Genomic DNA, 12719 nt, shown 5'->3' on the forward strand with positions numbered 1-12719 from the left:
TTTAATTATCTATTTTTCTTTTAGTTAAATTTAAAATTATTCCTGATAATATTGAAATACTCACTATTGAAGAACCTCCATAACTCAAAAACGGTAACGTCATACCGGTAGTTGGAAACAGTCTAATATTAACACCTATGTGAATGGTTGCTTGCATTAGGATTAAGCTCACACAACCAATTAAAACAAGTTTAATCTTGTCATTTTTTTCGTAACTTATTTTTTTAAAGACCATGTAAGTAAATATTAAAAATAATAATAATATTAATATTATGGCAACAACGCCAAACTCCTCTGAAATTACAGATATAATATAATCCGTATGTGCTTCAGGTACTCGATTTTTTAGTGTTCCCTCACCAATTCCTTTTCCAAAATAACCACCACTTGTAATGGACTCTATTGCCTTATCAGATTGAAAATTATGACTCCCAGTATCTCTATTAAAAAAAGATAAAATCCTGCTTTGAATATAATCAAACTTAGGCACGTACATAATTAGATAAGTTAATAAAATAAAACCAAATATAGAAAGACCAAAAAGAAAAAAAATATTGATTCCAGAGGTAAATATTAAAACTGCCCATGCGAAAACTACAAGAAGAGTTTGGCCAATATCTGGCTGCATTATTAGAAGTAAAGAGATTATTGAAACTAAGACAATTGATAATAAATATTTTAAATAAAGATTTGAATTTCTAGCACTACTTAAAATAGTTGAAATCATGATAATTAAAAAAGGTTTTAATAATTCAATTGGTTGAAATCTTGGTAGAAAAAATAAATCTATCCATCTTTTTGATCCCTTTACTTCAACACCAATAATTGGAACTAAAAATAAAGAAAGTAAAGTAATAAAAAAAATAAAATATGAGTAATAAAATAATTGATCAGTTTTTAATGAAGAAAAAATAAAAATTATAAATATTCCTATAAAAATATAGATCAAATGCTTAAAAAAAAAGAAATAGCTATTTGTATCTAGTTTATCTGCAGCAATTAATGAAGTTGAAACTAATGAAAAAAAAAGCCCAATTATAAAAAAAAAACTAATGAGTAAAAAAATTGATTTATCTATATTTTTCCACCATTGGTAATAAAATTTATATAGAAAAATATTATTTTGCATTAAGAAATTTTCTAACTAATTGATTAAAATATTTACCTCTATCTTCAAAATTTTTAAAACTATCAAATGATGCTCCAGCTGGACTGAAGAATATAATATTTTTTTTTGTTTTTTTATCTTTCAAATCAAAAAATATTTCATTTAATATATCTTTTAAATATTTTAGATGCTTAATTGGCATCTTATTTTTAATATTTATTTTAAATTCTTCATAATTGTTACCAAAAATAAATGTTTTATAATTCTTACAATCTTTTCTTGAAAGATTTAATTGATCCCCCTTTTTGGGAATACCGCCTAAAATCCAATAAACATTTCTTAAATTTTTTAACAGATTTTCTGATGAAGCAAAACTTGTTGACTTAGAGTCATTAATTATTATCAAATTTTTATCCTCATAGATAATTTGTTGTCGATATTTTAATCCTTTAAATCTATTTAAAGTTTTGATTAATATTTTACTATTTAAATTTAATATTTCTGAAATTTTTAAAACAAATGATAAATTTTCTAAGTTTCCTGCTGATAAAAAGTACTTATTCTCTAATTGTTTAATTAATTTATTTGTTTTTTTTAAATCAACTCTAATAATTTTTGGATTATATTTTTTACTTTTTAATTTTTTATTTATTAGTAAATCATTTTTTTTTATAAATGCTATGGACTCCCTAGACTGAGAATTTAATAGCTTAAATTTGGCATTAATATAATTTTTTAAATTTCTATGTCTTTCAATATGATCGGGGCTAATATTAAGTATTACTGAGTATTTTGAGGTAAATAATCTACTATAATCTAATTGATAAGATGAAGCTTCAATCACAAAAACAGTATTTTTAGTAATTTTTTTTTCAGATAATGCTGGATTTCCAATATTTCCAACCAATCTGCAGTCATAGTTTTGATCCAATAAAACTTCATGCAATATTTTGGCTGTAGTTGATTTTCCATTAGTTCCCGTAATAGTAATGCTTTTATTTTTGTAAAATGAGTAGAATACGTCCAAATCTGTATAGATTTTAGATATATTTTTTTTAAGAAATTTAGACAATTTACAATTTAAAATATCAATTCCAGGACTAATAATAATTCTATCAAACTTAATCTTAGATAATGCTTGAACATTTCTAAGCCTTTGATTTGATTGATTTCTAAATTTTTTTTTTAAATCATCATCAAATAAATATACATTAGCTTTCTTATTTAAAAATTTATATGAAGAAAGACCACTTTTTCCTAAACCATAAATTAATATTTTTTTTTCTAAAAAAATATTTTTATTTTTTATCATTATCTTAATTTTAAAGTAGCCAGACCTATCATTGCTAATATAATTGAAATGATCCAAAATCTAATTACAACTGTTGACTCTGGCCATCCTTTTTTTTCAAAATGATGATGTATTGGTGCCATTCTAAAAATTCTTTTTCCTGTTAATTTAAAAGAAATCACTTGCACCATCACAGAAACAGCTTCAAGAACAAATAACCCACCTGTAATTGCTAATACTATTTCATGTTTTGTGATTATTCCCACAGCTCCTAAAGATCCACCAAGAGCTAAAGAACCTGTATCACCCATAAAAATTTTAGCTGGCGGTGCATTAAACCATAAAAATCCTAAGCATGATCCTATTATTGCTCCACAGAAAATTGAAACCTCACCAGTCCCTTCAATATAAGGAATTTGTAAATAGTCAGAAAAAACAATATTTCCAGTGACATAACTTATAAAAGCAAAACAGCCTGCAACTAAAATTACAGGGACTGTAGCCAATCCATCGAGTCCATCTGTTAAATTAACTGCATTTGACGATCCTACAATTACAAACACAGAAAAAGGAATAAAAAACCATCCAAGATTAATTATTAAATTTTTAAAAAATGGAAAGTATAAATTGGTAATTTCTTGATAATCAACGAAATAAATAAATAAACTAATTCCCACTATTGCTAAAAAAACTTGAGATAATATTTTCAATTTAGATGAAATTCCTGACGAATTATTATGTTTTATTTTTTTATAATCATCAAAGGCTCCAAGTAAGCCAAATGAAATAGCTATATAAATACAAAATAAAACACTTAAATTGGATAAATCTCCCCAAAATAAAACAGAAATCAGTAATCCAAATAAGATAATTACTCCCCCCATTGTTGGTGTACCGATTTTTTTTACAATATGATCTTGTGGACCATCCTCTCGTATAGGATTTACAATTTTTCTATTTGAAAAAAAACTTATAAAAGGTCCACCAATTAATAAAACTATAATCAGTGAGGTGAATAAGGATAATCCAGTTCTAAAAGTGATGTATTTAAAAACATTTAAAAACCCAAAAGTATCAACGAAATTAAGTAGAAATTGATAAAACATTTATTTTGAACCTTTTATATTACTGACAATCTTATTGAATCCTGTCGCATTTGAGGCCTTAACCATAAGATAATCATTATTATTTAAATCATTTTTAATCAAATCAATAATTTGTGAGTTGCTGTTTAATACCCTACCTTTTTTCTTTTTTGAAATAGAATTATAGGTAAATAAAACTTTACTTCCTTTTACAAAGATTTTGTCTATTTTTGTATTATTGATTATTTTTCCAATAGATTGATGAAGCTTTTTTGAGTGTTTTCCAAGTTCTAACATATCCCCTAATAGTAAATACTTTTTCTTTTTATTAGTTTTCATTTTATCAAAATTTAAAATTGCAGATTTTAGAGACAATGGATTTGAATTATAACTTTCATCTATCAAATTTATATTCTTATTATTAATTTTAATCTTAGAGATATCTCCTCTCCCATTTGGTATTTTAAAGCCCAAAAAAATATTTTTATTTAATTTAGATACATCTAAAAAAATACTCATAACAGATAATGCAGCCAGAATATTTAAAATGTTATTTTGAAAATCATTGGAAATAAAAAAATGAGTTTTTAAATTATCTATTCTTATAGTTGCTTTGAACTTATTAGAAATTTTTTTAATACTTATCAGCTTTATATTTGAATTTTGATTATCAATACTAAATGATAAAATTTTAAGGTTTCTTTTATTGGCTATCTTTTTATGTAAAACAAAAAAACTGTCATCAGCATTTAGAACAATGAACCCATTACCTTTTGTATTATTAATTATTTCTGATTTAGCTAAAGCAATTTGTTTTAGACTCTTAAAATTCTTAGCATGAGCATAATTAATATTGGTGATAACACTCACATCTGGATGAACTATTTTAGAAAGATAATTAACTTCACCTTTTTTGTCCATTCCAATTTCTAAAACTCCATAATCATTTTTTTGATCTAAGTTAAAAAGACTTAAAGGAACTCCATATTTATTATTGTAAGATTTAGGTGAAAACCCTACTTTAGATATCTGCTTTAATGAGTTGCCTAGTAATTCTTTTAGTGTGGTCTTTCCACAACTACCAGTTATAGCAATAATTTTTGTTTTTATATTTTCTCTATATAATTTAGAGCTTTTTGTTAAAAATTTAAGCGTGTCTTTAACTTTAATTTGACCAGAAATATTTACTTTTTTTTCAATTTTATTAACTACTGCAATTGATGCTTTTTTTTGGAAAGCTTCACAAATAAATTTATTGCCATCATTTTTTTTTCCCTTAATTGCAAAAAAAATATCATCTTTTTTTATCTCTCTAGAATTAATTCTGGCCTTCTCCAAAGTAATTTTGTTAGATAATTTTTTTACTCCATTAAGTTCATTAAGAATATTAATCTTCAAATTATTTGATAAAGCTAAATTTTTAATTTTTATAGCATTAAGAATAATTTTTTTATCCGAGAAGAAAATTTTTTTCACACCAATTTCTTGAACTGTTTCGTGACCTTTTCCAGCTACCAGTAAAATTTCCCCAGTATTTAAGTGTTTTATTGCCTCAGATATTGCCTTTGCTCTATTTGGAAATTCTAATACTTTTTGTTTTTTAATTCCTTTTTTAATATCTTTTCTTATTTTAATAGGCTGTTCTAATCTGGGATTATCATCAGTAAGATATATTTTATCTGAAAAAAGATCAGCAATTTTACCCATTTTAGCTCTTTTATTTTGATCTCTATCACCCCCACAACCAAACACTAAAATAATTTTTCGACTTGGAAATTGTTCTTTTATATTTTTAAGACAAGTTTTTAATGCGTCTGGTGTATGTGCGTAGTCTAAAATTACTTTTGAGTTATTTTTAATTATACCAACTCGATCAAATCTTCCTTCTACAGATTTTATTTTTGGTATTACATTAAATATGTCTTTAATATTGATATTACTTTTCATTGCAGAAATAACTGCCATTAATATATTTTTTAATTGAACTTTTCCTATCAAATTAAGTTTAATTTTGTGTATTGAATTGTTAAATTTTATTTCTAACAATTGAGTTTCGTCTTCATACTGATGAGATAAAAATTGAAAATTATTTTTTTTATCTAATAACGAAAAAAGGTGTAAATCTTTTTTAGATGCTATATTTTTTATTTTTTTAAATTCAGGTATTTTTTCATCAGTTATTATATTTCCATCTTTTTTTATTAATTTTTCAAATAAATAAAGTTTAGCTTTTAAATAATTTTTTCTATTTTTATGATAATCTAAATGATCTTGAGATAGATTTGTAAATATTCCAGTATTAAAAGATAAACCATCCAATCTATTTTGACATAACCCATGGCTGGACGCTTCCATAATCACATTATTAATATTTTGTTTTTTTAAGTTATTTAAAATTTTACTTAATTGAATTGGGTCTATTGTGGTATTTGATAAATCTTTTTTAAATTTTTTTGATTTAATTCCCAATGTCCCAATTGAAGCAACTTTTTTGTTATTTAAATCTAATATTTGATAATAAAAATCTGCAATAGATGATTTTCCATTTGTACCTGTAACTGCAATGATATTATTTGGGATTTTATTATAAATTTTAAATGATATTTCAGCCAATAACTTTCTAATATTATTTGATTGAATAAATAAAATACCGTTTTTCAGGCCATTTATTTTTTTTTCGGTTATTATTATTTTTGAACCATTTGAAATTGCCGAAGATATAAAGTTATTACCATCTGTCTTATTTCCTTTAATTGCAAAAAAAATATTATTTTTTTTTATCTGATTGCTGTTAAATGAAATTCCTGAAAAATAAATTTGTTTATAATTTTTTTGAATATTTTTGAAGTAATCACCTAGAAGCATAATTATTTAATTTCTAGATATTTTGTGGCTAAAATGGGCCCAATTTTATCCATTATTTTTCCAGCTATCTCTACCGAAGTCCACCCCGCTGTATTATACAAGGTTCCCTTCCAGCCACCTTTTTGATGTCTATATTTATAATAATAATCTTTTGCTTTTTGTGGTGTATCCAACATAACAATAAATACATATTGTGGATCTGATGTTGGAAATATTGAGGCGAACGTATTTATCTTTGCTTCAGAATAAGAACCTTCCTTTGGTTGGTCTGCAGTTCCTGTTTTGCCACCAATTTCATAATTTGCTACATTCGCAAATTTTGCAGTACCTTCATCTGTATTAACAATTTTTCTTAAAGCTGTAACAACTTTGTCAGAAACCCCTTTATTAATTAGTCTATTCTTTTTTTTTTTTCAGAATTTTTATCAATTAAAGTTGGTTTAATGTCATAACCTCCATTCGATATTACCGCATAACCTTTTGCCAACTGAAGAATCGTGGTTGCAACACCATGACCAAATGAGACTGTAGCTAATTTACATTTACCAAAATTATATTCTTTTTGTGGAGCTACCTCATCGATATCAAAATCTATTGAACTTAGTACACCTACTTTTTTTAAAAAAGACTTATGTTTTTCTGGTCCAATTAATTGAGCTATTCTTACTGAGCCAATGTTTCCTGATCTAACTAAGATCTGTTCTGCCGTTAAATTTGAGGGAATTTTATTGTCATATTCTCCAATTCTATGTTTGTCACAACGAATGGATTTTGGTAAATCTAAAAATTCAGTTTCAGGTTTTATCAAATCTTCATTTAAAGCACTTGCAAATGTGAATGGTTTGAAAACTGAACCAAGCTCATAAGTTCCTTTAGTTACCCTATTAATATAATTAACATCAGTTATGTTTTGTCTTTCATTTGGATTAAAATCAGGCAACGAAATAAGCGAAAGTATATTTCCACTTTTGACATTCATTAGTATAGCGGCACTACCTTTACTTTTAAAAATTTCTTGATATTTAATTAACTCATTTCGTATTAAAAATTGTATATCTTTATCAACTGTAAGCTTCATGGGTTTTTTTGAATTTCTTAAAATTTGATCAAAAGATTTTTCAAGGCCAGCAATTCCATTATTATCATCATCTATTTGACCAATAATATGACTAAAAAGATTTTTTTGAGGATAAATTCTTAAAACCTTTTCCTCTGGTTTTATAGAATTATCACCAAGTTTCATTAATTTTTCATAATTTTCCTCTGAAACTTTTTTTTCTAGCCAGAAAAATTTTTTTGTATCAAGTTGCTTTTTAACTTTATTAAAATCTTTATTAGGGAAAATAATATTTAAGTTTAACAGAAGTTTTTTCTTATCTATTACATCTGATGTCTTTATACCTATATCAATAGATTTTATTGTTTTGGCTAAATAATTGCCATCTATATCAATTATATCTGCTCTATAGAGTTTATTGTTAAATGTAGGCAAAACATTGGTTATCTCTGTATTAGATTTACGTGATCCAAGATGAATTAGATGAATAATGTAAATAAGATAAATAATAAAAAAGACAAAAAAGATAAAAGCTACTCTATTAAATTCTATATTTAAATTAGTATCATTTTTTTTATAATCAAAATTATTTTTATAATCTTCAATAATAATTTTTGATCTTAATTTTTTCATTAATCTTTAATTATTTTTAAATTTTCAATCTTTTTGTTTTTGTTCATGATTTTAAAAACTTTTATATTTTCAATTTTTTTTTGGACTAAATCATTCTCAAAATATAGTGATTGAAATTGTAATAACCTGTCTGAGGAACTTAGATAGTCAAATTCAAGTTTGATCTTCTCAAGTTCTGAACTTAAAACTCTGGTATTTTCTTGTACTGTAAAAATTTTATCTTCATTTTTTTTTGCAGAATTTTTAATAATAGCGGTAGATAAAATTAATGAAAAAATAACCAATACTAAAGTGATTTTTTTCACAGCTTATTCCCAAAATTTTCTATCTCTATCAAATTCCTAAATTGATCTAAAATATCAGTTTCAAAATCGTAAAAATCAGTTTTTTTAATCGCATATCTCAATTTTGCTGATCTTGATGGTAAGTTTTCAACAATCTCCTCATCAGAGGGTGTAATTGCTTTTTTTTCATTCAATTTAAGTAATGGCTCAGGTTGTTCTGTGATGGGAGTGTATCTAGATATACTTTTTTTTTCAGAAAGACTTTTTAAAAAATATTTAACAATTTTATCTTCTAGTGAATGAAATGTTACTACAGCAAGCACTCCATCTTTTTTTAGAACCTTTGTTGCATTAATTAATCCAAAGATTAATTCACTTATTTCTCTATTAACTAAAATTCTTAAAGCTTGAAAAACTTTGGTAGCAACATGAACTTTAAAGTTTTTTTTTCTTTTTGTTTTATCTATGATCTCAACAAGTGTTTCGGTGTCAATCTTTTTCTTAGATCTCTCCTTAATAATATTTCTAGCTATAAATTTACTTTCTTTTTCTTCTCCAAAAAATTTGAATATTTTGTCTAGCTCTTTTTCATCAAGTTTATTAATAACATCTTCAGCTGAATAATTATTTAAACCCATTTGCATATTCAAATTTCCTTTAGATTGAAAAGATAATCCTTTCTTAGGATCCTTTATTTGAACATAAGAATAACCAAGATCAAATATTACTCCTCTAACATTCTCGTTTTTGAGTTTTAGATTATTTAGCTGACTAAATTTTATATTTTTGAATAAAAACCTATCTTCAAATTTATTTTTAAACTGATTAGCTTTTACTTCACTTTCAATATCACGATCTAAAGCTATTACTTTAGTATTTTCAAACTCTAATATTTTATTTGAATAACCACCTTGACCAAAAGTACAGTCAATAAAGGTGCCACCATATTGAGGGGAAATAATGCTAACAATTTCTTTTAGCAGTACCGGATAATGCTTTTGTGCTTCTGGTACTATGGTGGCGTCCATTTATTTCTATGAAGACCATTAATTTTTTTGTCTTCTTAAGAATGCTGGTATCTCAAGATCATCTTCTTCTTCATTGCTTGAAGATAATAAATCATCAGAACTTGAATTTTCAGTTTCTGAACTAAATAAATCTGGTGCTTCTGAATCAACACCAAATTCTTTTAAATCATTAGAAGCATCTTCTTCTATGTTCTCTTCAACTGTTTGTTCTTGAGAAGTTTCCAATGCTTCTTGAGTAAATGACTTTTCCATTTCATTTACAGGGCTATCTTCAACAATACTTTCAGCTTCAAGGTTGTTATTATGTAATACCTCTTCATTTGTAGCATTTGAATTTAGATGTTCTTGATTATGTTCTTGAACAATTTCATTTTCAATTTTGAGTGCATTAGCTCCATGTGAAACAGGATTAGAAATAGAATTTGAAAAGTTAAAGGATGCAGATGATCCAATATTAGAAAAATCTGAATACCCTGGATTTCTATTTTGAATACGATGCACCATATTTATTACAGATTTAGTTTCTGGTTGTTGGCCATCTAATGATGTTGCAACAATAGAAACTCTCATTTTTCCATCTAGTTCAGCATCAGTAATTGCTCCAATAATTAATTCTGCCTCTGGATCAACTTCAGCTCTAACTTTGTTAACTGCTTCATCGACTTCAAAAAGTTTAAGGTCCTTACCACCAGTGATATTAACTAATAATCCTTTGGCACCCTTAAGAGTATAGTCATCAATTAATGGATTGCTTACGGCCATCTCAGCTGCTTTAAGAGCTCTGCCCTCTCCTTCTGCTTCACCAGTTCCCATCATTGCTTTACCCATTGAAGCCATAACAGTTTCTACATCAGCAAAATCAAGATTTATTAAACCTGGTCTTACCATTAAATCAGTTATGCTTTGCACACCGTGCATTAAAACATTATTTGAAAGATTGAAAGAATCTTCAAATGTTGTTTGCTCATTAGCAATTTTAAACAAATTTTGATTTGGAATTACTATTATTGTATCAACATGTTTTCTTAACTCTTCCAAACCTTGTTGTGCTCTTCTCATTCTTGAGGGGCCTTCATATAAAAATGGAAGAGTCACAACACCTACAGTTAAAATATTTAATTCTTTTGCAGCTCTAGCAATTACATGAGCAGCACCAGTGCCTGTTCCACCACCCATACCAGCAGCAATAAAAACCATATTTGCACCTTGTAAAGTATTTACAATTTCGTTTAACGACTCGTCAGCTGCTGCTTGACCAATATCAAGTTTCGCTCCAGCACCTAAACCTTTGGTCAAATTTAAACCAATTTGAATTCTTGTTTTACATTTGCTTAACTTTAAATCTTGTGCATCAGTATTGACTGCAATAAATTCTACACCCTGTAGATTATTTTCAATCATTTCATTAATTGCATTTCCACCTGCTCCACCAACTCCCATTACTAAAAGTCGTGGTTGTAATTCTTTTATTTCTGGTGCTTTAAAGTTAATTGTCATCAGTTATTTCCCCTCGTTGTTGTTAAAATGTTTTTCCCATTTAAGGCTTGCTCGATTTAAATTTGCTTTTTTTTTTGCAGTTGCCTTAAATTTTTCAAATGCTGTTGGTTCCCAAATTTGAAATGTTTGACCCTGACCAACAAACAGCATGCTATTTTTAATCTTTGCATGCTTCAATAATTTTGATGAAATTAATATTCTTCCTTCTCCATCGAATTGTAAATTTGTACTTTCTGCTAAAATTGACGTTGCAAAAAAATCTCTTTTTTCCTCAAATGGATTTAAAGAGTCTATAGCAGAGGAAATTTTTTCTATTCTATCTTGAGAACAAGCTTCAATAGAGGCATTATTAAAAGAAGGATAACAAATAACTCCATTGTATCCTAAATTTGAAAGATGAGACCTGAAATTAGCAGGCACAGAAACTCTCCCTTTTTTGTCTAGTTTGTTCTCGTAAATTGATAAAAACATATAATTTATAATTTTTAAATTCCATAATTGGGAATATATGGGAATATATGGGTTATTTAATTTAGTGTCAAATATTGAATCTTGCAAATTTTTGACGACTGTTAACAACTTTTTAATATCGAATGTAATAATTTATTCAAATTGTTTTGATTAAAAGCCATGTACCTTAAGTAGAAAAAATAGAACATTATTGACTCATTAGTGAATCAAAACGTGAACATTTATTTAAAGTGTAATGTTAAACTGTGGATAATTTTGCCAGATAAACTATAAGCCGGGTTCTGTCATTTAAATCTATCATTTGTCTAGACTTAAGATCACTCTTAAGCTCAAGCAACTAACCCTGATGACTAGCCAAGGATGGCTTTTAGTCTTTCGACAATGTCATCTCTACTTAGTCTTGCTCCCAGTGGGGTTTTCCAGCGTTCATTGTTACCAATAGAACCGGTGTGCTCTTACCACACCTTTTCACCCTTGCCATGTTATGGCGGTTTATTTTCTGTGGCACTATCCCTAGGGTTACCCCCGCCAGGCGTTATCTGGCACTGTATCCTCGTGGAGCCCGGACTTTCCTCTTTAATAAATTAAAGCGATAAATTATTTATCTGGCTTAAACAACTTATTACTAAACTATAAAACTGCAAGAAATTTTAATACAATTTTTTTGCCAAATTTTGACTTATAAGTAAACATTCTTGATCAATTTTACCATTAATCAGCTCTTGTCTAAATCTTCTCTGAAATGCGCTAACTATAAAAATAAAAAATTTATCTTCTTTTATTTTGTTTGAGCTTTTTATTGAATATCCAATTTTTGATAAATTTTGATAAAATTTTTTTTTATCTACTTGGCTTATTTTTTTTCTTCTATTTTTGATGAGAGTTTTCTGTGATAATGAATGCCACTTACCAATTCCAAATTCAGACAAATATTTCCATGGGAATTTTTCACCAGGATCTTTTTTTCTAATTGGGGCAATATCAGAATGACCTAAAATATTTTTTGGATTAATTTTGTATTTTTTAATTAAAAATTTACTTAACTTTCTAATAGATTGAATCTGTTTTTTGGAGAATTTTTTATAACTAGAGTTATGACCTGGGTTGCTTATTTCAATTCCGATTGAATTCTTGTTTAAAGATTTAAAATTTATCCAAGATGATACTCCAGCATGCCATGCTTCATACAAGTCTGGTACCATAATAACTATTTCTCCATTATTTTTAATCAAATAATGGCTGCTCACTTTAGATCTTATATTTGTAAGTCTTTCTATTGCCTCAGATTCTTTTTTCATTCCTGTATAATGAAAAATAATAAATTTGATTTGATTTAGTTTTCTTTTTTTTACTTCAAAGTTTGGTGAATAATTCAGAGTTGTATCCATACTCAATTTAGG

The 12719-nt window shown here is 26.7% G+C and carries 11 protein-coding genes, 1 other RNA gene and 1 pseudogene; all 13 read right to left on the bottom strand.

Features of this window, described 5'->3' with window-relative positions:
- Position 1: 1 nt before the first annotated feature.
- Positions 2-1129 (bottom strand): FtsW/RodA/SpoVE family cell cycle protein, encoded by a 1128-nt coding sequence (locus ACIJYG_RS05330; protein ID WP_435095978.1) that lies wholly within the window; start codon positions 1127-1129, stop codon positions 2-4.
- Complete coding sequence (gene murD, locus ACIJYG_RS05335; protein WP_435095981.1) at positions 1119-2420, bottom strand: UDP-N-acetylmuramoyl-L-alanine--D-glutamate ligase; 1302 nt, start codon at positions 2418-2420, stop codon at positions 1119-1121. Before murD ends, ACIJYG_RS05330 begins: the two co-directional genes overlap by 11 nt.
- Positions 2420-3505, bottom strand: coding sequence for a phospho-N-acetylmuramoyl-pentapeptide-transferase (gene mraY / locus ACIJYG_RS05340; protein WP_435095984.1), 1086 nt, complete (start codon positions 3503-3505; stop codon positions 2420-2422). Before mraY ends, murD begins: the two co-directional genes overlap by 1 nt.
- On the bottom strand, positions 3506-6349 hold the full coding sequence (locus ACIJYG_RS05345) for a UDP-N-acetylmuramoyl-L-alanyl-D-glutamate--2,6-diaminopimelate ligase (protein ID WP_435095987.1): 2844 nt from the start codon (positions 6347-6349) through the stop codon (positions 3506-3508).
- Between the two features lie 2 nt (positions 6350-6351).
- On the bottom strand, positions 6352-6525 hold the full coding sequence (locus ACIJYG_RS05350) for a hypothetical protein (RefSeq protein ID WP_435095990.1): 174 nt from the start codon (positions 6523-6525) through the stop codon (positions 6352-6354).
- A gap of 33 nt (positions 6526-6558) precedes the next feature.
- Positions 6559-6741: pseudogene (locus ACIJYG_RS05355) on the bottom strand (penicillin-binding transpeptidase domain-containing protein); the annotation flags it as partial.
- On the bottom strand, positions 6741-8039 hold the full coding sequence (locus ACIJYG_RS05360) for a penicillin-binding transpeptidase domain-containing protein (RefSeq protein WP_435095993.1): 1299 nt from the start codon (positions 8037-8039) through the stop codon (positions 6741-6743). The gene ACIJYG_RS05360 and the pseudogene ACIJYG_RS05355, both read right to left, overlap by 1 nt.
- Positions 8039-8344, bottom strand: a complete 306-nt coding sequence (locus ACIJYG_RS05365; RefSeq protein WP_435095996.1) for a cell division protein FtsL — start codon at positions 8342-8344, stop codon at positions 8039-8041. Before ACIJYG_RS05365 ends, ACIJYG_RS05360 begins: the two co-directional genes overlap by 1 nt.
- Positions 8341-9351: a 16S rRNA (cytosine(1402)-N(4))-methyltransferase RsmH gene (rsmH, locus tag ACIJYG_RS05370; RefSeq protein WP_435095999.1), complete on the bottom strand. Its 1011-nt coding sequence runs from the start codon at positions 9349-9351 to the stop codon at positions 8341-8343. Before rsmH ends, ACIJYG_RS05365 begins: the two co-directional genes overlap by 4 nt.
- Positions 9352-9369: 18 nt before the next feature.
- Positions 9370-10848: a cell division protein FtsZ gene (gene ftsZ, locus ACIJYG_RS05375; protein WP_435096002.1), complete on the bottom strand. Its 1479-nt coding sequence runs from the start codon at positions 10846-10848 to the stop codon at positions 9370-9372.
- Between the two features lie 3 nt (positions 10849-10851).
- Positions 10852-11319, bottom strand: coding sequence for a division/cell wall cluster transcriptional repressor MraZ (mraZ, locus tag ACIJYG_RS05380; protein ID WP_435096005.1), 468 nt, complete (start codon positions 11317-11319; stop codon positions 10852-10854).
- Positions 11320-11573: 254 nt separating this feature from the next.
- An RNA gene (rnpB, locus tag ACIJYG_RS05385) (RNase P RNA component class A) lies at positions 11574-11928 on the bottom strand.
- A gap of 41 nt (positions 11929-11969) precedes the next feature.
- Positions 11970-12707 carry an N-acetylmuramoyl-L-alanine amidase gene (locus ACIJYG_RS05390; protein ID WP_435096008.1) on the bottom strand — a complete coding sequence of 246 codons (738 nt, stop codon included), beginning with the start codon at positions 12705-12707 and terminating at the stop codon, positions 11970-11972.
- Positions 12708-12719: the final 12 nt, after the last annotated feature.

It is taken from the genome of Candidatus Pelagibacter bacterium nBUS_27 (genome assembly GCF_051200985.1).
Classification (GTDB): Bacteria; Pseudomonadota; Alphaproteobacteria; order Pelagibacterales; family Pelagibacteraceae; genus Pelagibacter.

Coding starts and splice junctions, on each gene's coding strand:
- ACIJYG_RS05390 (WP_435096008.1), bottom strand. CDS start 12,707: ATGGATACAACTCTGAATTATTCACCAAACTTTGAAGTAAAAAAAAGA.
- mraZ (WP_435096005.1), bottom strand. CDS start 11,319: ATGTTTTTATCAATTTACGAGAACAAACTAGACAAAAAAGGGAGAGTT.
- murD (WP_435095981.1), bottom strand. CDS start 2,420: ATGATAAAAAATAAAAATATTTTTTTAGAAAAAAAAATATTAATTTAT.
- ACIJYG_RS05360 (WP_435095993.1), bottom strand. CDS start 8,039: ATGAAAAAATTAAGATCAAAAATTATTATTGAAGATTATAAAAATAAT.
- ACIJYG_RS05345 (WP_435095987.1), bottom strand. CDS start 6,349: ATGCTTCTAGGTGATTACTTCAAAAATATTCAAAAAAATTATAAACAA.
- mraY (WP_435095984.1), bottom strand. CDS start 3,505: ATGTTTTATCAATTTCTACTTAATTTCGTTGATACTTTTGGGTTTTTA.
- ftsZ (WP_435096002.1), bottom strand. CDS start 10,848: ATGACAATTAACTTTAAAGCACCAGAAATAAAAGAATTACAACCACGA.
- rsmH (WP_435095999.1), bottom strand. CDS start 9,351: ATGGACGCCACCATAGTACCAGAAGCACAAAAGCATTATCCGGTACTG.
- ACIJYG_RS05350 (WP_435095990.1), bottom strand. CDS start 6,525: ATGTTGGATACACCACAAAAAGCAAAAGATTATTATTATAAATATAGA.
- ACIJYG_RS05330 (WP_435095978.1), bottom strand. CDS start 1,129: ATGCAAAATAATATTTTTCTATATAAATTTTATTACCAATGGTGGAAA.